Origin of the sequence: Panacibacter microcysteis, assembly GCF_015831355.1 — a bacterium.
Taxonomy (GTDB): domain Bacteria; phylum Bacteroidota; class Bacteroidia; order Chitinophagales; family Chitinophagaceae; genus Panacibacter; species Panacibacter microcysteis.
Map to the genome: position 1 here is coordinate 149672 of NZ_JADWYR010000003.1, position 25948 is coordinate 175619.

Annotated in this window: 19 protein-coding genes; 13 read left to right on the forward strand and 6 right to left on the reverse strand. The window is 42.7% G+C overall.

The features are described 5' to 3' along the window. Positions 1-85 precede the first annotated feature (85 nt). On the reverse strand, positions 86-2038 hold the full coding sequence (locus tag I5907_RS19995; RefSeq protein ID WP_196992625.1) for a sialate O-acetylesterase: 1953 nt from the start codon (positions 2036-2038) through the stop codon (positions 86-88). Positions 2039-2316: 278 nt separating this feature from the next. On the opposite strand from I5907_RS19995, the gene I5907_RS20000 reads away from it, so the two are divergent. From I5907_RS20000 to I5907_RS20010, 3 genes are all read left to right on the forward strand, one after another. Beyond that, complete coding sequence (locus I5907_RS20000; protein ID WP_196992626.1) at positions 2317-3411, forward strand: DUF5005 domain-containing protein; 1095 nt, start codon at positions 2317-2319, stop codon at positions 3409-3411. 75 nt (positions 3412-3486) lie between these two features. Then, positions 3487-4884 (forward strand): SGNH/GDSL hydrolase family protein, encoded by a 1398-nt coding sequence (locus tag I5907_RS20005; protein WP_196992627.1) that lies wholly within the window; start codon positions 3487-3489, stop codon positions 4882-4884. A gap of 345 nt (positions 4885-5229) precedes the next feature. Continuing rightward, positions 5230-7752: a glycoside hydrolase family 38 C-terminal domain-containing protein gene (locus I5907_RS20010; RefSeq protein ID WP_231402203.1), complete on the forward strand. Its 2523-nt coding sequence runs from the start codon at positions 5230-5232 to the stop codon at positions 7750-7752. On the opposite strand, the gene I5907_RS20015 is transcribed toward I5907_RS20010, so the two are convergent. Continuing rightward, positions 7753-8769 carry a LacI family DNA-binding transcriptional regulator gene (locus I5907_RS20015; protein WP_196992628.1) on the reverse strand — a complete coding sequence of 339 codons (1017 nt, stop codon included), beginning with the start codon at positions 8767-8769 and terminating at the stop codon, positions 7753-7755. 590 nt (positions 8770-9359) lie between these two features. On the opposite strand from I5907_RS20015, the gene I5907_RS20020 reads away from it, so the two are divergent. The 7 genes from I5907_RS20020 (at position 9360) to I5907_RS20050 (ending at position 15739) form a co-directional block, all read left to right on the forward strand. Beyond that, positions 9360-10091: a hypothetical protein gene (locus I5907_RS20020; protein WP_196992629.1), complete on the forward strand. Its 732-nt coding sequence runs from the start codon at positions 9360-9362 to the stop codon at positions 10089-10091. Positions 10092-10580: 489 nt separating this feature from the next. Beyond that, entirely contained in the window at positions 10581-11603 is a 1023-nt protein-coding gene (locus I5907_RS20025) for a BT4734/BF3469 family protein (protein WP_196992630.1), read from the forward strand. Positions 11604-11728: 125 nt separating this feature from the next. Further along, on the forward strand, positions 11729-13552 hold the full coding sequence (locus I5907_RS20030; protein ID WP_196992631.1) for a reverse transcriptase domain-containing protein: 1824 nt from the start codon (positions 11729-11731) through the stop codon (positions 13550-13552). A gap of 387 nt (positions 13553-13939) precedes the next feature. Beyond that, positions 13940-14209, forward strand: a complete 270-nt coding sequence (locus I5907_RS20035; protein ID WP_196992632.1) for a hypothetical protein — start codon at positions 13940-13942, stop codon at positions 14207-14209. A 317-nt stretch (positions 14210-14526) separates the two neighbouring features. After that, complete coding sequence (locus I5907_RS20040; protein ID WP_196992633.1) at positions 14527-14853, forward strand: LytR/AlgR family response regulator transcription factor; 327 nt, start codon at positions 14527-14529, stop codon at positions 14851-14853. Positions 14854-14964: 111 nt separating this feature from the next. Further along, on the forward strand, positions 14965-15339 hold the full coding sequence (locus I5907_RS20045) for a DUF2255 family protein (RefSeq protein WP_196992634.1): 375 nt from the start codon (positions 14965-14967) through the stop codon (positions 15337-15339). Positions 15340-15397: 58 nt separating this feature from the next. Continuing rightward, complete coding sequence (locus I5907_RS20050) at positions 15398-15739, forward strand: hypothetical protein (protein ID WP_196992635.1); 342 nt, start codon at positions 15398-15400, stop codon at positions 15737-15739. Positions 15740-16131: 392 nt separating this feature from the next. Here the strand turns inward: I5907_RS20050 and I5907_RS20055 are convergent, their stop codons facing one another. Both I5907_RS20055 and I5907_RS20060 read right to left on the reverse strand, forming a co-directional pair. After that, positions 16132-17613, reverse strand: coding sequence for a family 43 glycosylhydrolase (locus tag I5907_RS20055; RefSeq protein ID WP_196992636.1), 1482 nt, complete (start codon positions 17611-17613; stop codon positions 16132-16134). Between the two features lie 38 nt (positions 17614-17651). Next, positions 17652-19097, reverse strand: coding sequence for an arabinose isomerase (locus tag I5907_RS20060; RefSeq protein WP_196992637.1), 1446 nt, complete (start codon positions 19095-19097; stop codon positions 17652-17654). 163 nt (positions 19098-19260) lie between these two features. Here I5907_RS20060 and I5907_RS20065 point away from each other — a divergent pair, with 163 nt between their 5' ends. The 3 genes from I5907_RS20065 (at position 19261) to I5907_RS20075 (ending at position 21947) form a co-directional block, all read left to right on the forward strand. Continuing rightward, a complete protein-coding gene (locus tag I5907_RS20065) occupies positions 19261-20142 on the forward strand; it encodes an AraC family transcriptional regulator (RefSeq protein WP_196992638.1) in 882 nt (293 codons plus the stop codon). Positions 20143-20760: 618 nt separating this feature from the next. Beyond that, positions 20761-21525, forward strand: a complete 765-nt coding sequence (gene map, locus I5907_RS20070; RefSeq protein WP_196992639.1) for a type I methionyl aminopeptidase — start codon at positions 20761-20763, stop codon at positions 21523-21525. A 41-nt stretch (positions 21526-21566) separates the two neighbouring features. Then, positions 21567-21947, forward strand: a complete 381-nt coding sequence (locus tag I5907_RS20075) for a VOC family protein (RefSeq protein WP_196992640.1) — start codon at positions 21567-21569, stop codon at positions 21945-21947. A 146-nt stretch (positions 21948-22093) separates the two neighbouring features. Here I5907_RS20075 and I5907_RS20080 read toward each other — a convergent pair whose 3' ends face one another. Both I5907_RS20080 and I5907_RS20085 read right to left on the reverse strand, forming a co-directional pair. Continuing rightward, positions 22094-22735 (reverse strand): response regulator, encoded by a 642-nt coding sequence (locus I5907_RS20080; protein WP_196992641.1) that lies wholly within the window; start codon positions 22733-22735, stop codon positions 22094-22096. A 54-nt stretch (positions 22736-22789) separates the two neighbouring features. Next, a complete protein-coding gene (locus tag I5907_RS20085; protein WP_196992642.1) occupies positions 22790-25894 on the reverse strand; it encodes a ligand-binding sensor domain-containing protein in 3105 nt (1034 codons plus the stop codon). Positions 25895-25948: the final 54 nt, after the last annotated feature.

Consider the following 25948-nt stretch of genomic DNA (forward strand, 5'->3'; position numbering starts at 1 on the left):
TCGTTTGCTCCATCATGCTTCCACCGTACAAGTGAGTGACACAACAGGTGATGCCACATGTACTGCTGCCCGTACACAAAAATCCTTACGGAATATATTCAAACAGCCTGCCCGCAGTAATGGCAGGAAGACTGTCTGTTCTGAAAGGCGCCACCGGCAAGCCTTTGCTGCTATAGAGGTTTAACGTTCCCGGGTTATCTGCCCATGCATAGCGAACCGCTACCGGCGATTTTACCGCGCTGCTGTACACCACTACGGTATTGTTGCTGATGTATGCCTGCGCCCAGTGAAACACGTTGTCTTTACCTGCAATGGCAAAGCCGTTGATATAGCCATATTTGTCAGTTGACTTCAGCTCAGGGTTACCGCTGAAAGAAACAATAATACTGTCTCCGCTAACGGTCATGCTTTCGTATAACGGACTGGTATAAGCCGTATCAACATCGTAAATATTTTTAAGTGCGGCAAGCCCTAAGCGTATACCCACGTCTTTCTTGTTTTTGGGGTGTATGTCATTTGCTTCACCAATATCAATGGCGGTGGCCATACCGGTATTGGGCAGTTGCAATGCGGCGGCCTGTGCCTCTCTTAGCTCCGCCCACTCGCTGTTACCGGGCATTGCAGGTTCCTGCATATAATTGGCCAGTTGTACAAAAAGAAACGGCAAACTATCCTGCTTAAACTTGTTGCGCCAGTTATTGATCATGGCAGGGAACAACGTTTTATATTCTTCTGCTCTTGATGCATTGCCTTCGCCCTGGTACCATATTACGCCTTTTATAGCAAGGTTGGTAATGGGTGCTATACAACCGTTGTACAGCAGTGCAGGAGAGCTGAATACATAATCATTTACAACAAGTGGTTTGGTAAAATCTGCTGCATTGATCTTTGCACCGGTCCTGTATTGCCAGGTGCCCGCCAGGCGTGGATCCCAGAACATGTTATAGATACCGCCTTTATTGCCCGCATCAAAAATGCGCACAACGATCACGTTGTTTTTCGGTTGCAGGTATTCAACGGGCACGCTGTAATTGCGCCAGTTAAAATTGCCCAGTGTTTCACCAACTTGATGACCGTTTACCCAGGTTATATCATAGTCATCAAGCTGGCCAAGGCTTACATTAAATGTGTTGCCTTTGTAGTCTGCAGGCAGGTCAAATGTTCTGCGCATCCATACAGCACCGTCAAAATTGGTGAGTTCATCATTGTTCCAGTAGCCCGGCACCTGCAATGTTTTCCAGCCGCTGGTATTGGTGCTTGTATCATACCATTTTTCAACAAGGCCGGGATCATTGGCGAGGTAAAAGTTCTTTTCCCATTCGGGTTTTATTTTTTCGAATTCGGTTCTTACAGTTGCAAAATTTTTGCCGGGGGCAAGGTAGGTGTCGTAATAATCTTTGAACTGTGGCATTGTCATCAGTGCATCATTACTCATCCATGTTTCAACAGCGGTTGCACCAAGATTATCAGCAATCAGACCAATAGGTATGTGCAGGTTTTCCTGCAGGTGCCGGCCAAAGAAAAAGCCAACCGCGGAAAAATCCTGTATGGTTTTGATATCGCATATTTTCCATTGGCCACCGGAGAGTGTGTCCTGCGGTACATAATTGGTGGAAAGACCTGCTGTGAACAGCCTGATGTTATTGTTGTTGTTGCGTTGCGCGTCTGTTTCTTTCACCGCAATTTCATTTACGCGAAACTGCATGTTGCTCTGCCCGCCGCAGAGCCAGATATCGCCGTATAAAATATTGTCGAGTTGTATGGTGTTGCTGCCTTTTACTATTACGCTGAAAGGCCCGCCGGCATCGTGTTTTGGCACAACAATCTTCCAGCTTCCGTCTTTGCCGGCCTTTGTTTTATACGTAACATTATCAATGGTAACACTGATCTTTTCACTTTTGTCTGCCCATCCCCAGATGGTGCAGGGCATATCGCGCTGCAACACCATATTACTTTGAAAAATGTTGTGCAGTTTTACCGTTGCAAAAACATGGCATGCTATACAGGTTACAGTAAACAATAACAGGATCTTTTTCATGATGGTATTTTTTGGGGAACCGGCAAATGAATATGTGGCATCGTCCCTTGTGTCACTCACTTGTACTGCTGATCATTGTGCAGCACCAGCTTCAGTATATAATTACCAAAAGTAATGGCAGCCGCGTAATGATACCTTTTCTTTACGCGATATTTTTATGCATGCCCGTACACACAGGCATAACAACAGTTCTTAAGGCCTGTAATAGCGGGTAATCTTTTTTCGCGTGACAATGACTGTTTGCGCTTGTTATAACCATACTGCTAAATAACCATTGTATGAAAAAACCTTTGTTGATTGTTGTACTGCTTTTTATATTATCAATACAGTTGCTCACCGCGCAAAAAGTGTATAAAGATTCAACTGTTATCAATTTCTTCCGCAGAACTGCCGGCTGGATTGCCAGCGATGGCGGGCTAACAGCAACACTTGCAGATGGTTCTACTCTGTGGTTGATGGGTGACAGTCACATTGACGATTATGATGCAGCAACCGGCACCATTCCCTGTTTGTTCCAGGTGCGCAATGCCGCTGTATTACAACCCGCCAATAACTGGGACTGGCGTGCCACCACAACACTCACCGGCAACAGCAGCGGTATCAAAAGTTATCTGAAGAATAATGCTAGCGATACGTTCTTTATGTGGCCCGGCGCCGGCATACAATTAAAAGACACTGTGTATGTGTATTGCGGCAGCCTGAAGAATGCAGGTAGTGGGGCGTTTGGTTTTGCAGCAGCGGGCAATGATGTAATGGCAAAGATTCACTACCCTTCCATGAAAGTGGTGGGCTATGAGGTATTGCCAGGCTTTCAGGAAATAAATTTTGGTATTGGCTTCATACTATCTGCCGATGGGTATGTGTATGCATATGGACAAAAACTGCATTACCTCACCAACAATTTGTATGTGGCAAGGTTCAAAGCAAATAAGCCAACAAAAGAATGGCAGTTTTGGAACGGCACAAAGTGGCAGGCAGATGTGCGGCTGGCAAAGGCCATTGCATCGCAGGATGGGGTATCAGGAACTTTTCACATCAGTAAGGTAAAAGACAAGCTGTTACTGGTAAGCTCTGCGCTCAGCATCAACTGCGATGCAGGAAAAGATATTTATACCTCTTTTAGTGATCATCTTACCGGTCCGTTTACCGGAAGAAAAACGATCTACACCATTGATGACACTTTACAGGGTCATTATCCTTTTTTTTATACAACAGTGGCACATCCTGGTTTTATCAATGACAAGGAAGAGTTACTCATCACTTATTCTATCAATGGTTATGGCACCTGCGTGGAAACCTGTATCAATGGCCGCCTAAACCCGGATTACTACCGGCTCAAAGCCATCCGGGTGCCCATGCAACTGATCTTTTAAAGCAGTGTTACTTTTTAGTAAAAGGATAGAGGTAAAAAGCCTGTAATGTTACTTATACAAAACCGCCTACAAAATATGATCAGGAAGTTCGCAGCACTTACCGCCATTGTTACAGTATGCACCACGGCAAATGCACAGGTGCAGCCGGTAGAGAGATTTAAAAAAGGAGACAGGATTGCATTTACAGGCAACAGCATTACAGATGGTGGCCACTATCATTCGTACATCTGGCTGTACTATATGACGCGGTTTCCCAATGAGCGCATCGATGTATTCAATTCGGGTATTGGCGGCGATGTGGCAGAGCAGATCTACAAAAGAATGGATGATGACATTTTTGTACACAACCCCAATATCATTACGCTTACTTTCGGCATGAACGATGTAGGTTACTACGACTTCCTGAAACCTAAGCCGGAAGCAGATTCCATTGCTAAAGAGCGTATCAGGCAATCATACGAAAGTTATCAAAAGATCGAGCAAAAGCTAAAGGCTCACGCAGGTATTAAAAAGATTCTCATCGTATCTTCTCCTTATGATGAAACGGTGAAAAAGCCCAATAACTATTTCCCGGGCAAAGCAAAAGCCATGCTTGCAGTGGCGGCATTTCAGCAGGCCTCAGCAGAAAAAAACAGGTGGGGTTTTATAGATTTCAACCGGCCCATGACGGCCATCAATGAGCAGCAGCAACAGCGCGACTCAACATTTACCCTCTGCGGCGGAGACCGTATTCACCCGGGTAATGATGGACACATGATAATGGCATATGTGTTCCTGAAATCACAGGGCCTGGCCAATAAACCTGTTGCAGACATCAGTATCAATGCATCAGGCAATAAAGTGAACAAAGCGGAGAATTGCACGATCACGAATGTGGTTGGTTCCGGTAAAAAACTTTCATTCAATTACCTCGCTAAGTCATTGCCTTACCCGCTCGATACCATTCCGCGTGGCTGGATGGAAACGAAACGCCAGTCTGATGCACTGGCCTACATTCCTTTCATGCAGGAGTTTAACAAAGAGCAGTTACAGGTAGCAGCATTGCAACCAGCTAAGCAGTATAAGCTGAATATCGATGGTAAAACGGTTGGTACATTCAGTGGTGAACAACTGGCATCAGGCATCAACATGGCGGCCATTACCACCACACCCCAATACAAGCAGGCATTGGCATTAATGTATCTCAACGAAGAACGCTGGGAGATCGAAAGACGTTTCAGGATGTATTACTGGCTGCAGTTCTCGTTCTTCCGCGATAAAGGATTGTTGTTTGCAGATAATGAAGCAGCACTCGATACATTAGACGCCAATATGAAGACCAATATATTCCTGGGCGGCAACAGGGATACTTACCTCAAAGCAAGGTTCCCCGAAGTGCGCAAAACATGGAAAGAAGAAATGGCATTGCTCATCAATAAGATTTATACGCTCAACAAGCCCGTAAATCATGTGATTGAAGTAGTGGAGGAGTAGGGAGGCAAGGAGGCAGCAAGCAACAAGGCACTGAGGCAAACAAGGCAAAAAGGTAGGAGGAGGAAGTCAGGGGGGAAAAGTAGAAGGAGAGAGGTGGAAGGAAACAGGTAGAAGGGAAGATGTGGAAGTAGAGAAGTGGAAGAAACCAGGTAGACGGAAAGAAGTGGAAGAAACCAGGTAGAAGGAAAGAAGTGTATGACAGTTACCACGATTCACTCTTCTCCATTGACCATTCACCATTGCCCATTCACCATTGACCATTCACGATTCAAAATTTTCTCATAAGTAAGCAGCGTAAAACAGGGAGCATTTTTATGCTCCTTTTTACTGCCTTAATTTTATACTATGCAAAGAACCGCTATTTATGTAATGTTCCTGAGTTGTTTATGCTTTATACAACCGGCCGGTGCCCAGCAACGCTATTTCGTGGACGGTTATCATGGCGGCATCTATGGCCATTACCCATTGTGGCAAACACAGTTTATGACAGACACACTGTTAAAGTACAAACAGTGGCAGATCAACCTCGAGATAGAACCCGAAACATGGGATACCGTGCAGCTAAGAGACCCTGATGGTTATGCTCATTTCAAAGCTTTGTTCAGCGACAGTTCTACCGCCGCCAGGATTGAATTTGTAAACCCTGCTTATGGCCAGAGCTACATGTACATGGCAGGCGGAGAAAGCATGATCCGCCAGTTGTATTATGGCATTGAAAAAATAAAATCACATTTCCCTCAGGCAACTTTCCAGACTTATTCTTCAGAAGAGCCCTGTTTCACCAGTGCATTGCCACAGGTATTGCGGTCATTTGGTTTCAAATATGCCGTTCTAAAAAACCCCAACACCTGCTGGGGAGGTTATGTAAAAAATTACGGTGGAGAAATAATGGACTGGGTTGGTCCCGATGGTACCACGATCAAAATGGTACCGCGTTATGCGTCTGAGCAACTCGAAGACAATTCTACCTGGCAAACCACTGCATGGGTAAACAGTAAAGCATATATCAGCAGCGCATTGGCGGCAGGTATCAAAAACCCTGTAGGTATGTGCCTGCAGGATGCCGGCTGGAAAAACGGTCTGTGGCTCTCCAAAAATGATCCTTCTGTTTACACCACCTGGCGTAATTATTTTGCGCACATTGCAGATACTGCCAACGCGCAGCGCTGGCGGGTTTCGCAGCAGGATATTAAAGTGAGCCTTGTATGGGGCGCGCAGGTACTGCAGCGCATTGCACAACAGGTACGTGTGGCAGAGAACAACATTTTACAGTCCGAAAAAATGGCTGGTATGTATGCTATCGCAAACAGCAAACCGTTACAACAGGATGCGTTTGATAAAGCATGGAGAACCTTGCTGCTTTCCCAGCACCACGACTGCTGGATCGTTCCATACAACGGCCATAAAGGCGACACATGGGCCGACAAAGTAGTTGGCTGGACAACCACCTCCAACAATATTGCAGATAGTATTATACGCAGCCTGCTTTACACGCCGGGCAATGACAAATCAGCCATCACCGTGTACAACAGCAGCCTCGCACGGCGCAAAGAAATGGTTACCGCCGGATTGCCCGATGCCTTGCTGCAACAAACGAACTTCACTGTATCTGATGGTGCCACTACAATAGCCGCACAATTGGTAAAGACCAATAACAAAACCACCATTGTATTCCCCGCTACCATTGCCCCCATGAGCAGTAAGGTGTATAAGATCAGCAGTACAAACGCTGTTGTAAATACTGCGGCCATGGTTGTTGAAAACGGCAACACTGTCATTATGCAAACCGACCTGTATATACTGGTGATTGACAAAAACCGGGGAGGCGCTGTTACCAGTCTTATTGCAAAAAAGATCGGCAACCACGAGTTTGCAGGCAATAACACCGCAAAAGGTTTCAATGCATTGCAGGGCAATTTTTATGATGAAGGCGGTTATGAATCATCCCTTGATAGAAGGGCTACTGTTGAAATACTCGACAAAGGCCCCTGGCTCATACGCGTGGCCATACACAACCAGATCGCTTCACACCGTTATACCCAATACATTACCATGCAGCAGGGAATGGAGCGCATAGACCTGTCGCTAAAGATCACCTGGAGCGTTAATCCGCGTATTGGAGAAGACTATGCCCAGCATGGCGGGTACGATGGCAAAGACCTGCACAAAGCCTTTTACAACGATACAGCAAAACTCATCCTTACTTTTCCGCTCAACCTTGCACAGCAAAAATTATATGTGGATGCACCATTCGATGTTACTGCCGCTCAGCAGGACAATACTTTTTTTAACACGTGGGACAGTATCAAAAACAACGTGATCCTCAACTGGGCAGATGTTACAGACGGCGCAGGAAAGTACGGGCTTGCGTTATTCACCGATCATACCACCAGCTATAGCCACGGTACTAATTTTCCGCTGGCATTAACCGTACAATATGCAGGTGTGGGGCTTTGGGGGCGCGATTATGCAGCCAATGGTACCACCGAAATAAACTATGCACTTATTCCGCATGCGGGCAACTGGAAGAAAGCCATGCTCTGCACCGAAGCGCAAAACTGGAATGAGCCGTTGTACACTACTACAGGTGTAGCCGGCAATGCCATCAAAAGCCTGCTCAATTGCGGCAATGCTAAGTGGTTGCTGTCATCCATCACACAACAAAATGGTACATACCTTATTCGTTTATTCAATGCCGAGGGCGACAACAAGCCGCACACACTTACATTTAACTTCCCCATAAAGGCGGTAACGTTGGTAGATCTCGCTGGTAACATAACGCAGCAACCTGTTATCGACAACGGTAACCAGTTGCAACTGGCCATTCCCGAAAAAGGTTTTGTTACATTGGCGGTTACCACGAATTAATCAGGCAGATTCGCGTTCAATCAGGCGGCCCTTCAGTAATACATGCGATTGCATAACGGCTTCTTTTTCCTGGCCAAATTGTTTCATCAGCAGGTCGATCGCATTTTTAGCGATGGCTTCAATATCCTGCTCTACAACAGTTATAGCAGGCGTGTGCAGTTTAAAGATGTCGTGGTCATCAAAGCAGATCACGGCAATATCGTCCGGTATGCGCAGGCCAAGGCGTTTGATGCCCTGCAGGCCAGCAATACCCAGGTAGTTGGTGGTAAAGAAGATCGCATCGAGGGCGGGTGTGTTTTCAATAAAAGCGGCAATTAAAAATTCCGCTTCATCCTGCAGGCTTTGGTAAGGCACTTTATAAATATATTCAGGCCGGTAAGGAATATTGTGCAGTGCAAGTGTAGAGCGGTAGGCAGCCTCACGTTGTTGCGGGTGCATTACCGGGAAGTCAGAGGTAACCAGCCCGATGTTTGTATAACCCTTTTGCAGCAGGTATTCCAGCACTTCAGCACCGCCGCCTAAGTTATCCGTCATGGCGTAAGGTATTTGCTGTTGCGGAAAATAACGGTCGATCAAAACGGTTGGGTAGTTATAACCCACCAGGTCTGCCACGCTTTTTTCCATGCCCGCCGTAGGTGCAATAATATAGCCATCCAGTTTACGCTGAAACAATACGTTCAGCAGTTCATTGCCTTTGTTGGTATCGTTTTCGGTGCTGCCAAAAATAACGCGGTAGCCATATTGTATCACTTCATCTTCTATGGCTTTGGCCAGCCGTGCAAAGAACAGGTTGGAGATATCTTCAATGATCAGTCCAAACAGTTTGGAGGTACCCGTGCGCAGGCTCACTGCCACCTGGTTAGGGTTGTAGCCGCTTTCTTTCGCAATCTTTTTTATTTTCTCCGCAAGGCTGTCACTAATGCGCCGGTCTTTCGCTTTGCCGTTCAGCACCAGCGATACGGTAGAAGGTGCAACCCCCGCCATACGGGCAATATCCTTGATCGATAATTTTTTCATGCAGGAACCGGCAGTGCTTTTTGGCCCTGCCCGGGCAACTGTTTCAAAGGTAAGGTGTGCCGGTATAAGTGCCAGCCATAAGTTATCACCCGTTAAAGATAATTGTACAACCGGCAGCAGTACTTCGTGGCATCGCCGGTTGTGTCACTCACTTGTACGTTCCGTTTTCATGGCGACTGTAGCGATCTGTTCACCAGGCCACCAGCCGATCACTTACCTGCCATTTGCGTATGCATCGTCATAGCGAAGACATCAATGGAGATTTGTGTGTTGTGTTGTTTATGGCTATCTAATTTAACAGTAAACCTGCAATACAATAAAATGTAGGAAAAAGCAACAGGGTTTTTCACATAAATTCTTGTGAAAAGTCATCTTGTATTTGTTGAAACTATTGGTTCATTTGGATTGCAATTAAATCATATAACTGGATTGAAACCTAACAATTTTCAAAACATAACTTCGCAAGAATTTAGCTTTTAAATAGCAAAAGCTTTATTCTTCATTACAGCGGAAATTAAAACTCTCTACAGTAATAAATTATGGATTAATACTTTTATGTTTATCATTGGCAATAATTTCAAATTAGCTTTATGATTAAAACTAAAAAAGACGCTTTAGTTGAAATCTTTGATAATTACAATAAAGAGCTGATAGATCAAGGCTTCAAAATTTCTGAGATATTTGATAGGGTTATTGTTTGGTTAGTCGGATTATCTACAGGAACAATTGTTTTGATTGTTTCTTCTCTTGAGAAACTTTCCTTTTTTAGCAAGACATCCGTAAATACAATATTATTTTTTTTAGTATCATCTGTGATTTCAGGTGTTCTTGGCAGAGTATTTTTTGCTGTTGGTGTATATATAGGTTACTTCTTATCAGCGCAATTTTCAATTAGATTAAAGATGAATGAGCTTCAGCATGATCCAAGAATGCTCGATGAAAGTGATACTTCTGAGGATGTTTATGAATATTTCCGTGAAGACTTTAAGATTGAGATCCCCTCACTTTTAGAGTATAGAAATAATATGCCGGAAACTGATTGGCACCTGGCTCATAAACATGCACGGGATTTATATCAAAGTTTTGCTGAAGGAAGTCGATTGTCAATTTTAGATTCACTTAAAGTCATCAATCAAATTACAACTGAATCATTTGGATATCGTGATGGCTATTTTGAAAAATACAATAATCCATCTAACAGGCGAAAAGGAGTAGCACATCGTTTTTTCTCCTATTCTAGCTATCTACTATACATTTTAAGTGCTTTAAGTTTTGGAATCGCATTTCTATACTTTTACTTGCAATACGTAAATTCAAATTAACATTGCCAGAATATTTTAGTGTATATGAATCAATTATGCAAGTTGCAGCGAGACTTTCGTATAGTGTTCTGATAACTTAGTAGTCATTTCCATTCAAAGGAAATTAGCCCAACACATATAACTATAATTCACACCTAAAGTTATTTTTCTGTCTGTAGCAATCTTATGTAACCGTCGCTTTTATACGTAATAAATTTGGCATTCGCACATACAACTAATTCTCCAAACCAACAATGTGATTTTTCACATACGTTTTGTGAAAAATCACATTGTTAATCTTCTCAATAATCAGTTTATTTGTAACGCCAATGAAGTTGTGTAGCAAGCTTAACCCCTAATATTATTTAAATATGACTCCGCAATCATTTTATTCTTTTAAGTAGCACAAACTGCGCTATTTTTGATAGCAAAACATAAAGCCGTTGAAAATCAAATAGAAGCGATTTTATACTTTTGTATATTTATTGTTAGTCGTTACCTTAAAAGACTATGCGTTCAATTACAGACATATTGAGTTCAAAAATTTCTCATCAGGAAAATACGTGGTCAGATATTTCTATGGAGGTGACAATCGTAAATATTTTACGCCAAATTAATTCAGATGTTCATAAAACCAAAATAGAAAACTTAAGAAACAAACTTCACAACGGTGAGAAAGAGTATTATGATAACTATAAAAAGCAATTGCCAGCTGTTACTTTTAGTGCAACCTTTAATACCAAGCGGACAAAGGACAAACTTAAAAGTTACAATCACTTAATTGTACTTGATATTGACAGACTTGATTCCGTACAGTTAGAAACAACCTATAACTGTTTGCTTAATGATGATTATGTTTTTGCATTCTGGCGTTCACCTTCAAACAATGGTTTTAAAGGCTTAGTCGCATTAGATTACCGGTTTGAAAATATTACTGCCGATATTGAATTTCTTCATAAAAGTGCCTTTAAAAAATTAGCAGGATATTTTTTCAATAAGTACGGAATCGAATTAGACAAAAGTGGAAGTGATATAAGTAGACTTTGTTTTCTATCCCACGACAGTAATCTAGTTCTTAAATCAACCTGTATTAGTTTTGGAATCGCCGAAGATGACATTGTATTTTCTTCCAACGCACCGAAAAAAAAAGAAATAAAATTTAATTTTTCCAGCAGTCTTGACTCTCTTTACAACCCAATGGGTAAGAATAGTAAGTTCGACAGAAAGATAATGACTGACATTATTAGGCACTTAAAAAATAAAAAGAAGTCGATTACATATACTTACGAAGAATGGTGTAAAGTGGCAATGGGAATAGCAAATACTTTTACTTATGAGATTGGGTTAAACTATTTTTTACAATTAAGTTCTTTAGACAGCGATAAATTTAATGACGTTACTTCTACAAACTTTCTAATGAATTGTTACGAAACAAGAAAGGGAAACGTAAATTTCAGTAGTATAATTTATCTAGCAAATCAAAAAGGATATAAAACTAAATATCAAAAAAATGGGGTTCCGAAGACGGATTAATTTTCGTAAGTATCACTCTCCTCAACAAAGTCCTAGAGAGCTTAAAACAAGGCAGCGACATTATATGTCAGTATCTTTGTCAATAGGTGTGAAAACGCTTTACAGGAACCCCTATTTTTTGACTTATGAAAACATTTGATCAACATTTTAGTGAAGATGCCATTATTAGACAAATATGTAAAGTGAGGGTCAAACTAGCTAAAAGTAAATCAAAAAGGCATTTGCTTCATCTATTAACTTCTAACGAAAAGTATAATTATCACACTCAATCTAATATCCCTCCATCTAACGAATTTGAAAAATGCCAATTAGAATTAACTCGATTTCTTGCAACAATTTTGCCACCAAGAAAAAAATGGTTAAAACTTGGAGAAGTTTCTCGATTAAACTTTAAAGCAATTGCTGCAATAAAAAAGGGTGAAGAAAACAACGAAAAAATCAATAAACGTAATTACTCCTTAACATCTAATGATAAGAATTTCTATTCCTTATTAAAAACTATTAATGTTTATAAAAAAAGAAAATCTCAAGAACAGTGGCTTGTGAATTTAAAAAATTTCGTTAATGAAATAAAAGCTCTTTCTGTAACTAAAACATATCAAGTTACAAAGCCGCTCATCTTCCCAAAACTTAAGGAAAAGAAAAAAAATATCGGCATTAATGAATGCCGTCCTATTTGTATGTTCAATTTAAGGGATAGAATTATTTTAAGTACTACAAATAAATTCTTGACGCAATTGTTTGACGAACATTTTCAAGATAGTTCTTATGCTTTTAGAGCAAAGAGAAATGAAGAGAATCAGATTTTATCACACCACGATTGTATAAAGGATATTTTAAAATACAGGAATAAAGTTAATTCGAACGGTCTTTATGCGGTGGAATGCGATATGAAAAAATTTTATGACACGGTAAATCATAATATAGCTAGGTCTTTATTTCATGAGCTTATCTCATTATCAGTTTCGTTACACCCTGAATTAACTCTTGATGCTCCTATTCGAATTTTTGAAAGCTATTTAAGTTGCTTCGCTTTTAACATAGATATGCCTAAGCCAACTGACACAGAATATTGGGCTTCATATAAAATTCCTAATGGAGAGTTTACTTGGGTGAATGATATAGTATTTCAACATTACCCTGACATTTCGTTAGAACGAATTGGTGTTCCTCAAGGGGGTGCACTTTCGGGTCTTATAGCAAACATATATCTAAATCAGGCGGACATAAAAATGCTTGGTGCTAATGTTCTTTACCAACGATTCTGTGATGATATGATTATTCTTTCAGACAACATAGATGAATGTATAAGGGCGAAGGACTTGTACGAAAAAACGCTAAATGAATTAAAATTATTCCCACATCCATTTAAAAATGAAATGGAACTAACTTCATTAATAAACGGGGGCTTAAATTACAAGCCTTTTTGGGAGGGTAAATCCAAAGGACCTTATAAATGGGGAGAAATTAAAAACAAATGTTTTCCTTGGATAGGGTTTGTAGGGTATGAAATTAATTATTCAAGCGAAATTCGAGTAAGAAAGAAATCATTAAAAAAGGAACTCAGCAAACAAAAGACCATAGTAAAGGAAATAAAGAATGCTATAAAAGTGGGCATGCGTAAACCAAAAGGAACTGCAACCGAATCTGCAATAAATCGACTTATAGGAATGTCAGTTGGACGCGTTGGTCTTGACAATTTTACCGAAGTATCGACAGACTTATGTTGGAAAAATGGTTTTAAGGAATTAACTATAAATGTACATTCTATCAGACAAATTAAACAACTAGACCGTAATAGAAGCAAACACTATTACAAGCTATTGAAAGAAGTTGAAGAACCAGAATTAACGCCTAGGGAACAAGAAGACAGACAAGTAATTAAGTACAATAAACCATTCAGCTATTACTTTCAAATTTTGGAACGACAAAAAAAGGCGAACGGTTAAGAAAAAGTTTGCCGCAAGGCTAGCGGCACAATAACAATCAGCAGTTGTATTACAATCAGCAAATATTGGCTTTCAACTCCTGCAAGCAATTCTACGGGTAATTTGAGAACAATACTGTATCATAACTGTTTTTTTCGAAAACCCGAACACGTTACACCCGCATCGTTGATGCCATAAAAAGTTCGTCTCCGCAGAGTCTCCTGCAAGGGACTCTGCGGGTGTGTTTGAGCGTATTGCTGTATTATAAACGACTTCTTCGAAAACCCGAAGACGTTACACCCGCATCGTTGCTGCCATGAAAAGTTAACGATGAACGGTTTGCGATGCAGCAAGAGGAATCTAGAAATATTTTTTTTATAATTCTAATTTCAATTTAAACTGAAAAATATGTTTGAGCGTTTTCAAAATTATTTGATCGAACAGGGATATAGTCTACGAACACCTTTAGGAAAGCCATCAACAGTTTTTGATTATTCCAATAGAATCCAAACAATTTGCGACAGAGAAAATGTTAGCATTAATCAGCTTGCAGATAATATTGCTCATTTTATACAGAAATATGATGCCTTTGGTTTGGAAGCTGAATTTGGGAGAAGAAGTCATAGTGCATACATAAACGCGCTTAGGAGGTTTGAAGAGTTTATAAACATCAAATAACATAGCATTTACGAGTTTTCTGAAAATGACTCTTCGCTGATCTGATCGTATCGCTGTATTATAAACGGCTTCTTTGAAAATCCGAAAACGTTACTCCCGCATCGTTGCTGCCATAAAAAACCACAGATGAACGGATTGCGACGCAACAGGTGCTGCTATGAAATACTGCTGCTGGTATCATCTTTCTTTTTCTGTACTGCTGCATTTAAACTTCATAAAAAGCAACGCTGCTGACACCTCAAACGTCATCAACAGACTTTCGTATATTTATTGTTGGTATTCTTTATTGAAACAATCCACGGTTCAAACGCCTGGCAATGGAAAACAGAAAGTTTGCGTTTATAAAGTCTGACAAGAAATTTATTAAACTATATTTTGACGACATCACCGTGATCAAAGGGCTGGGCAACTATGTAGAGATCTATACAACATACCATAAAAGATTTGTTTATTATAAGCCTATGAAAGTGCTTATTGAAAGCTTGCCCGATGAGTTTATGCGGATCCATAATTCATACATCGTTAACCTTACCAACATTGAGTACTTCGAAGATAATCAGATAGTCATCAAAGATTTAAAAATTAACGTTGCTAAAAGTTACAGGGACTGCCTTATTAATGCGGTCAACAAGCGAATGCTTTAAGCAACGTACATCAAAGCCGCTGTCAACCACATAATTTTCCATGCAAAGTAAATAATATGACTTTTCGGCTTTTTGCTTCGCCATAGGTTTGCATAAAATATATGCAGGCATATGAAAAAGGAAGCTGCGTTGGCGTACATCAACAACAATAGCCTGGCAGGTATCAAAGCAGGTTCAGACAGGCATGACTTTCTGGATATCTGGATGGTTGTAGTTGATGACCGGATTTTTGCCCGCTCATGGGGCTTTGCAGAAAGAAGCTGGTACAACACTTTTTTAAAAGATCCGGCAGGGCAAATAAAATGTGGTGATACTGTTTTTTCCATCAGGGCATCTGTTCCAACGGACAACGATTTGCTTACGCCAAAAATAAACAGCGCTTACCTGGCAAAGTATCATGCTGCTTCCAATCTAACCTATACATCGGCAATCATTACAGGCAGGCATATTGAAAAAACGATGGAGTTTGTAATTGTAGAAGACTGAAGCTATAATGTAATGCCATAAGCGGCAAGCGTTCATATTAAATTAAATAATACAAACGATGAATTATAAACAGCTTCTTGTAACGTTTTTGATAATGCAGGCAATCGCGGTATTGCTCTATACAATAATGACCTTTCAAACGGATGGCGCAAACATCTTTGCCATTTTTCTTTCCAACATCAGGTCATTCACATGGAATGGCCAATTCAATCTCGACTTTAGTTGCTACCTGGCTCTGTCAGCCCTCTGGATAGTATGGCGCAACAAATTTTCGGCATCGTCGTTTTTCATCGCTATTGCGGCCATGATCGTAGGAATAATGGTGTTCGCGCCCTACGTAGCCTGGTTAATAGTAAAAGAAAAAGGGAACATGCAAGCTGTCTTAACAGGGGAGAGGTAAACGCTGCTACAGGCAATTGCTTTACTGCAATGCCGGTCAAAAAAACAATCAGGGTATGTTGGTTAAGCGCCGCCGACAATCGATACACCATAATAATCGCTGCCCGAAAGCTATATGCAGGCAGTGTTGCCCTGCAGTGTTCCGCGCCGGTAGGCTTACCCGTCAATAAATGTATTTTTTTTTTGATGTTATCATCACCGGTACACATGGCATCGCCTGTTGCCACGCTCGGTTCAGGGTTCCGTTTTTATGGCGGCTGAAGCGATCTGTTTTTTCCCGGCTGGCGGTAAAGAAAAGTTGCGTAAGCTTACAGAACCGCGTAAAAATGACAAAGGCACAGAAAGAAGCTCTGCGCCGTTTGTCGTATACCTGACTATTAATCCCATTACATGTTAGTGACCACTTTTGTTAATAAAAAGCTGGTATTTGAGTTTTCCCTTTTGCGCCGTTGTAAAACTGGCACCATTGTCTTTGCTGTAAGCAGACCCGTTACCGTTATAGCTATATTCCAGCCCGTAACACCCTTTGGTAGAAGCTGACTGTAGCAGCAACTGGTAAGTGCTTCCGGCTTTTACTTTTATACCAGGGTAAATCGTAATGTTCCCGGGCGACCAGCCGATTGAATCTGCAGCAATAAGTTCCGTACTCAGTATTTTTCCGCCAGCATCTGTTACAGATAACTGCAGCCCCGCATCCGGGTAGCCGGTTTTAAACGTTGTATAAGTTAGTTTTTCGAGTGTGCCGCTTTTTGTGGCGGTAAATGATTGCCTGCGCTGTACCGCTCCGCCTATGTCGCACAAAGACATGTACCTGTCGTCTGTGGTCGTATTGTCCTGCTGTTTACCGGCAGCACCGGCAGCAAGTGTAAAAGACGCCTGTTCCATACATTTCATGGGAAGAATGGCGCCATCAGGCCCAAAACTCAGTGGTGCCCAGTAGTAGTTACCCAGCGCCTCATTCTTCGCCGCGTTATTCCAAAGGTCGCTGCCATACAAATACATTACATCGTCTTTCAGCCTGATAACGGAAACAAACGAGGGCTGCCCGCCGCAGGAACTGTCACTTATTTTTTTACCTGCACTCCATGGCCCCAGTGGTGCAGGTGCTGTTTTGTAAGATGTACCTGTACCGGCACAATAACCACAGTTCGGGTCTGAATAGGTAATGTAATAGATTCCATTCCGGTGAAACAATGAAGGCGCTTCTGTTTGTCCCGGTGTCACTTCTTTCACATGTTCGCCTGTGCCGGAAAGATAATCCGGTGTCAGTTTTTCAATTACAATAGCCCCTTTCGCCCGCCAGTCGGTATAAGCAATATAACCGGTACCGTCAGTGTCTACAAATGTGTCATGGTCACCATTATTCAATCCTGCCACAGGTGCATCTGAGTTTACGGCCAGCCGCGGTACAGGCGTTTCGGTAAAAGGACCGGCCGGTGAGTGGCTGGTAAATACACGAAAACCTACACTGTTATCATACACATTGATCCATAACACATACATACCCGTTTTCCTGTTGTAGATCACGTGCGGCCGGAAGCAGCCATAGGTAGAGCCGTCGCAACGTGATTGCCAGATGGCAGTGCCTGCATCAAACAATGCGCCCTTATCTGTCCAGTGTACAAGGTCGGTGGAGGTATACACTTTAAAGCCGCAGAACGGCGCGCCTTTATTGCCCCATTCAAAGCCACAACCATAACTGGTGCCATAGAGATAATAAGTGCCATCGAAGCATGCAATTTCGCCGTCATGTGCATCAATAGCTTCTCCCGCAACATCAAACCTTGTATGAAAGTTGGTGATGGTTGTGGTGTAAGCCTGGGGGTATACATGCAGTGAACAAACAAGCAACAGCAACAAAATGATCAATCGCATTTATAATGATTTATAGCACCCGCATTGCACCGGCACTGTTAACAAACCTGCCGCACTTCTATACCAAGCAATGCCCCGAGTTTTTTTATTTTGGCAGCTATATGGCCAACACCTACCGCGCAATGATGTGCAGGGCCATAGCTGTTCCAGTTGTTTACAAAATTCCTTGCGCCAATACTGAATGTGTAACGGCTGTTTGTATTGCCAATCTCCAGTATGGGCCCTGCAACAGATGCTCCTTCCGCAACCAGTAATTCAACAGTTCCTTTGCGCGTGGAAAGCACTGAAAGTAAAGTCACTGGCCCATGTTTTACGGCCATTTCCACAGATAAGCCTTTGCCAACCTTGCCGTGGTAAACCTGCAATGGTTTTATTTTGGTTTTTCCTTCTGCAATTTTAATGTGCCCGGGCCCATCGTGGCCCATCAGTACCACATCAGCGTGGTAATCCATGGCATAGTATTCTGTAAAAGAACCACCGGCGCCAAAACTGTCCATGATCTTCATGGCCTGCGCGTTTTTTATTTCGTATTCCCCGGCCACAGGAATACCTCTCGCGGTAAGCAGTGACGTACCTGGAATGATCGATGCAATGGCATCCTCATTGGCCCTGTTGCCTGCGCCTTTGTAGTAGTAGGCAAGAGAGCCGAGTTGGTATTTGTCTGCCAGCGCATCCAGCGCTACAGACGTAATTGCCGCCTCTTCCAGTGCTTCCCCGGGGCAATCCTCCTGCACGTCGAAGGCTTCATAGAAATACTGCATTCTTTGTATGGCAGCTTCCCTGGAAACCGATCGGCGCAGCATGGCCAGCTCTTCCACTTCAATCATTTCCATATGTCCGCCAAAAGTTGCGCATTGCTGTGTAAGGTCTGTATAAATATCCAGCATGCCGCCGTAGTAATGCCCCATACAACCAAGCCGGTTGTATTCCATTGTGTGTTTCACGTTAGCAGCGGCCACCCATTCTGCTATCTCATTCCAGCATGATGTCTCATGCAGCATACCTGTAACCTGGTGAAAAGGTATACCTGCCCTGCTGAAAACATTGGCTATCTCCGGCACTGTACAGGCATTGCAGTGTGCCAGCCATTCGCCCGTCATCTTTGTTCTGTCCTGCAGTGCATTGAATGCATCATAATCTATCGCTGCTTCCGGCGAAAGGTTTAGGATGATCACCGGCACTTTTGCTTTTTGTACCACCGGTAAAACCGTAGATGACAAAGCGTACGTTGTTACCAGTAAAAAAATAACCTGTACATCCCGTGTTTTAAAAAGTTTCCCTGTTTCAAACGCTTTATCGATGTTATCAACAAGCCCGGCATTTACGATTGATGCATGAATGCCCGATAACTGCTGCTCCACCGTTGCCAGGTAACCTTCCAGTCTTTCCTTCAATCCTTCAAATTGCGGCCAGTAAGTGTCCAGCCCAATACCAAATAAGCCAATGGTACACGTGGAATAACTTGTAAATTTATTGGTAGCCATGGTGCAGCATAACTATTGAGCTTTTGTTGCGTCGCACTCTTGTACGCCTGGTTCTTTAATCAGCACTGCGGAGCAATTTTTCGTAGTTTACACCAAAATTATTTTATTGCTGTAGTGCAGTCAATACGGAAACTGATATTTTGAATATAGTTTTTGATATGCCATGAATAATTACTACAAATACCTGCCGGTTAGTAAAGAAGATGAGCAGTGGGGGCTTTGTGTATTGGGCGCAGGCTACAACCGCATCAATAAAGAAGAGGCATACCCGTCTGAAGAACATCCTTCCCATCATTATTTCAACTGGAGCAAGGGCCGGGTGCTGGATGAATACCAGGTTATCTACATATCAAAAGGAGAGGGTGTCTTCGAGTCTGCAAGCTGCCCGCAACAGACCGTGGCAGCGGGTACGATCATCTTATTATTTCCCGGTGAATGGCATCGTTTTAAACCTGCAGCAAATACGGGGTGGGATGAATACTGGGTTGGCTGCAAAGGTGCTATTATGGATAATCTTGCCGCACAGAGATTTCTGCAGCCTCCGCAGGCACTGGTATGGATCGGTGTACAGGAAAGAGTGGTGCAATTGCTGGCCGCCATTATTGAGCAAACAAAAGACGAGCAGCCGGGCTACCAGCAACTGGTATCTGGTATGGTGCTTCATTTGCTGGGAGAGATCAATGCCATTACAAGAAGAAGCCAGGTTGCTGCAGAAAATATCAGCGAAGTGATCATTAACAGGGCAAGAACAATACTGCGCGAAAACATTGACCAGGTTATAGCCATGGAGAACGTTGCGGCAACACTGAACGTTAGCTATGCATGGTTCAGGAAAGCTTTTAAAATGTATACAGGTATTGCCCCCAACCAATACCTGTTGCAATTGAAAATCGAAAAAGCAAAAATGCTTTTGTCAGATCCTTTGAAATCTGTAAAAGAAGTTGCATTTGCCCTCAACTTCGAATCAACCTATTACTTCTCTGCCTTGTTCAAAGAAAAGACCGGCGTATCACCGGCGCAATACAGGAAAAACACACAGGCATAGCTACAACAGGTTTGGTAAATATTGCATAGCACGCTTTAATGACAGTGTGCTGTAAACACCAGGCATGCACCAATGCGAACCGCGCATTTATACTTGTGCACAATTTTATGCCGCATCGTTGATGCCATGAAAAGATACAGATGAACTGATTGCGACGCAACAGGCGATGCCATGAAATACTATAGCTGGTATCATAAAAAGGCTGTTAGCAACATAACTCTTTGCGTGTGGACCCACGTACGAGACAACAAGACGCATGTTGAAGCATCACCGGTATGTTCTGCCGGTGTGAAAAATCACACCGGCTGTTGTGAAAAATCACCTTGCCGGGCTGGTTTATTCGAAGCATCTTTGTCCTGTTGCGCCCGTTGAAAGAACATTAACTTATTACCGAGGGTTTTATTTAAACACACATTGTACAGCCTGGTTCTCCAGGCTGTTTGTGTTATATGCCGGGGTTGCATCAACAATACCAGTGTTATTTTTACAAGGCTTTGCACCCTATACAACAGTGCCAGGGCATACACATATTATATTCCCTTCATTTGCCGTTGGAAATTGTTTATAAGGCTGTATAGGTCTAATTTTAGCTTTTGGTAAATGTTATAAAATACAGCTATGTCGATTACAAAAGAAGCAGAACTGGCGGGCATGCGCAATATTAGTGAAGCTGTTGCATACACACTAAAAGCAATGCGTAACCATGCGCAACCTGGTATGACAACAAAACAACTGGATGACTTTGGTGCAGCAATATTAGCGGGGTTTGGTGCTGCATCAGCGCCATATGTTACGTATGGTTTTCCCGGTTGTACGTGTATAAGTGTAAACAATGAATTTTGCCACGGCATTCCCTCTCATGAAAAAGTGCTGGCAGAGGGTGATCTCATAAACATAGATGTTTCGGCAGCGCTCAGCGGTTTTTTTGCTGATAACGGTTGCTCGTTTGTGTTGGGCAAAGATGTACACCAGCATCAGCGCCTGGTAGATGCATCAAAAGAAATATTACACAAAGCGATCTACAGCATAAAAGGTGGTGTGCGCATTGCAGACATTGGCTACCTGATAGAAACCGAAGCAAAGAAACGCGGCTATAAAGTAATTAAAAACCTTACCGGCCACGGCGTTGGCCGAAGCCTGCACGAAGAGCCCGGCGAAATTGCCAACTACAGGGATCGTGCTAACCTGCGCAGGTTTAAGAAACACTCCGTGGTGGCCATCGAAACATTCATTACCACCACTTCTACATTTGCTGAAACGCTAAACGACGGCTGGACGATGGTGGGCAACAAAGGCGGATTTATGGCACAGCATGAACACACCATCGTTGTTACTGACGGTGCGCCGCTTATTCTTACAGCCATGAACGAAATATGGAATTAGTATACACACATTACATGCCTCATCAACAATAACAAATCCACATGAACCTAACTTGTAAACAGGTCATACTTTTTTGTGCTGATGTTAAGAAGCTGGTTCATTTTTACACCGAATGTTTTGGCTTTTCAATTATTGGTACGTTCGATGAAAACTGGACCGTTTTAGATGCGGGCCAGGTAGAGCTGGCATTTCATAAGATTCCGCCAGAGCACCTGCCAACGCCGCCAGGAGCGTTTACAGTAACAGACACTAATGTAAAGCTGGTTTTTGAAACCGGTGCGGCGTTGTCGTCATTTCACGAACAACTGCTTGCAAAAGGGACAGATGTGGGTGCAATACAGCAATATCCCGGCTATCCTTTCCAGGTATGTGATGGGAGAGACCCCGAAGGAAATGTATTCCAGCTCAGGCAGCTTTTGTAAAACATGTACATGTGGCATGTTTGAGCAGGTGTGTTTTTGGTTGAACCCGGCAATGGTGCGTTGTAGCATCGCCTGTTGCGTCGCACTCTTTTACTGTATCACTTTTTGCAGCAACGATACTGCATGTGCCACCTTCGGGAAAGTATTTAAATAATATGTTGTCCTAACGCTTTCGCCACTGCTTCCGCCGCGTTGCTTACATGTAGTTTTTCATAGATGTGCGTAATGTGGCTGTTTACGGTAGCGTATGAAATATTGCATTCTGCAGCAATCATTTTATAACTCAGGCCTTTTACCAGCAGTTTCAGAATTTCATGTTCACGTTCGGTAAGGTCAAAATTATCCGTGGTGTTTTTATAGTGTTTATTGTTGAACAGTTGTAAAACCTGCCTGGCCACCGTAGGCGTCATCGGTGCGCCGCCATCCAGTACCTCTCTTATTGCATCCAGCAGTTTAAGTGGTGGTGTTTTCTTCAGTATATAACCGTCAGCGCCTGCAAGCACAGCATCAAATATTTTACTTTCATCTTCAAAAATGGTTTGCATCAGCACTTTAATACCCGGAAACTGTTTCTTTACCAGCCGCATGCCTTCTATGCCATTTACACCCGGCATATCTATGTCCATCAGTATCACATCAGGCATGTTGGTTACAATGTTTTTAATTACCTGCCCGCAATGCTCCCATGCGCCGGTGCATTCAAAGCCGTCAGATGTTTCCAACAGCATCTGCAACAGTTCTCTTCTTGGTTTATTGTCTTCAAATATGGCTACCTTAATATCCGGCATATTGCAAGTTGGGTATTTGGTGCATGAAAAACAATCATTGAATCCAATGATTTTTTATACAGGAAAAAGTAAAGTGATGCAGGTGCCAGCACCGGGCGCTGTTTGTATATGAAGTTTGCCCCTCAGTTCAGCCGCACGCCTGTGCATACCTGGCAAACCGTTTCCACCGAGTGAAACACCATTGCCGGGCAGGCTATTTTTTTGCAAGGCAAATCCTTTACCGTCATCCTTTATACACAAGCGTATTTCACCATCTTTTTTATCGAGCAACACCCATACTTTTTTGCAGGCTGCATATTTAACCGCATTGTTGATCGTTTCTTTGAAAAGCAGGTACACATTTTTACGCTGCACCATATCAATGGTTTGTTTGTAAATGGAAGGATCAACACTAAAATCAATATCAATACCTGCTGGTTCCAGTGTTTCAATGGCGAATGCCCTCATCCGGTTAACCACACTTTCCATATTGTCGTTGCCGGTATTCACGGCCCAGACAATGTCGCTCATTGCTTCCATCATGTTATCTGTATTAGTGCTGATCTGCCCCAGCAGTGCATTTACATCTTTTTGTTCATTGCCCAGTTTCTGTTGTATAATGGTACTTGACAGTGATATGCTGCTCAGCGTACTGCCTATTTCATCATGCAGGTCGCCCGCTATCCTGTTCCTGATGGTTAGCAGTTTTACCTGCTGTGAAAGCCGGTACCTGTATAACGTATACACACTTGCTGCTACAATAAGCAGTACCATCACTTTAAATAAAATAGTCTGGTACCAGTAAGGCAATAACGCAACTTTTATACTCCGCGGGTTTGTACACCATACACCATCAGCATTTGTACCTCTTACATAAAAAGTGTACGTGCCCGGGCTAAGGTTTGTGTAAGTGGCTTCGTTTTTTGTAGCCGGTGCGGTCCAGCTATCGGCCAGGCCTTCCAGTTTGTACGTATAAAATTTTTTATCGTTGCTCCGGTAATCCAGCGAGGCAAAACTGATGGAAAATGTATTCTGGCCCGGTTGCAATATGATGTTGCCTGCATACTCTATCGGTCCATCCATCAGCAGCTTATCGTTTTTCCATTCTGCTACCCTGTTCGATACTGATAAACCTGTAAACACAACAGGTACAGGTGGCTTGGGCTGCAAAACCTGCACCGGATCAAAAACTACATAGCCATCCACGCCGCCAAACATCATCCGTTCATCCGGCAGCATAAAATACTGGTTCCGGTTAAATTCATCACCCGGCAGGTTATCAGGGCCTGAATAATTTCTATACATGCGTGACGCAATATTGAAGCAGCTCAGTCCCTTGTTGGTGCTCATCCAAAGGTTGCCATGACGGTCTGCGAGTATACCATAAACAACATTGTTGGGCAGGCCATCTTTATCACTGTAGCGTTTGCATACACCAGTGTGCGTATCAATACTGCAGAAACCGGCGCCGTTGGTGCCGGCCCAAATAATACTGTCTGGCTGCAACGGGTCGGCACAAATTGTAAATACCATATCAGATGGCAGCGAGGTTGTATTGCCCGGTACATTGCGCCAGTTTACCCAAATGCCTTCAGACACATCATACTTGTATAAACCCTGTATGGTGGCAAACCAGAAATTGCCTTCCGCATCCTGTAAAATTTTAAACAAGAATGAGTACTGGCCATTATCTATATTTTTTACAGGAAAATATATCGCCTGTTCTACAGCACCCGTTTGTTTGTTGATCCTGCACCATTTTTTATTCCTGCCCGATTCATCGATAAACACCCATAAACGTTTTTGCCTGTCTTCAAATACTTTGGCATAACCATACAGTGTGCCTTTTAGCAGGTTGAATTTTTTTAGTGGCTTACCATCACCACTGTATTTTACCAGGCAACCCTCTGTTCCTTTCTTTTCCAGGAAATTGGTAAACCAATAATTCCCTTCACTATCTCTCGTAAAGTTGATAAAGTCCAGCGAAATATTTTTTTTGATAAAGCCTGTTGTCTTTTCCCAGTTGTCGGGGTAGAGTAAACGGAATGCATCGATATTGCTGTAGGTGGTATGTATTTCAAAAGCCGGTCTTTGAAGATCGGTTTTAAAAACACCAAAGCCTGCCGTTCCCAACCACATGTCCCTGTGTTTACCCACGCACACGCTGGTGTACATAGCAGTAAAAAGCTGGTTTTTTCTTTCCACATAAATTTTTTTCACAGATGCTGTTTGTGGATCAAAAATGTACGACTTGCCGGGAAACAAATAGACCGATCCATCGGGCAGCGATTGTAACTTCTGGCAGGCCTGCGCACGGGTAAATGAGAAAGATGCTGTAAGGCTAACATTGTTTCGCTTATAATTATAGCCGTACAAAGTATTATTTGCGTAGTAATAAACGATGCTGTCTGATGCAGGCGAATGCTCAATTACCGCGCCGCCAAATGCCTGTTTCGATAACAATAGGCTGGTGCTTGCAATGCCTTCAACCATCCATTTTGCACGCGTTGCAGATGGCTTTACAGCAATCAGCGTATCTGTGAATTTTACCCAGATATTGTTGTTCGGAAGCCAGCTTACCGTAGAGTTGCTGCGCTCAGAAAAACTATACCTGTACCGGTTGTTCCGTTGTATATCATTGTACCGGAATGCCAGGCGGATACTTTTCTCAACTGCATATCCTGTGTCACCCGCTTCCATCTTGCTTATGTCATACAGGCTTATATCATCCGTTTCGTGCAGCAGTAAATAGTTATTCCTGAAAATGATGTTTACCAGGTTGTAAGCCTGCGATTTTCGCTTTGGCAGCGCAACTTTTATAAAACGTTCTGTTTGTTTGTTGAAAATATAAATCCCATGAAATAAGGTTGTTACCCAGATGTTGTTCTTACCATCTTCCGAAACAGAGGTTATATAATTGTCCGGTAACGAATAAGGGTCATCCGGATCCTGCCGGAAGACTTTGATGCGGTAACCGTCATACCGGTTCAGACCATCTTTGGTGGCAAACCACATGTAGCCTTCTTTATCTTCCAGTATACCGTTGATCATTCCCTGCGAAAGGCCATTGTTGGCAGTAAGCCATTCGCCTGTCAGCCGCCACTCGTCTGGTGATATTGGCCTTGCAAACAGGTAAACAGGAACAACCAGATAAAAAAGGAGGATCACTTTTTTACGCATGAGGGGCATTCATATATTCAAATATATTTCATCTGTGTAAATACTTAATCAACT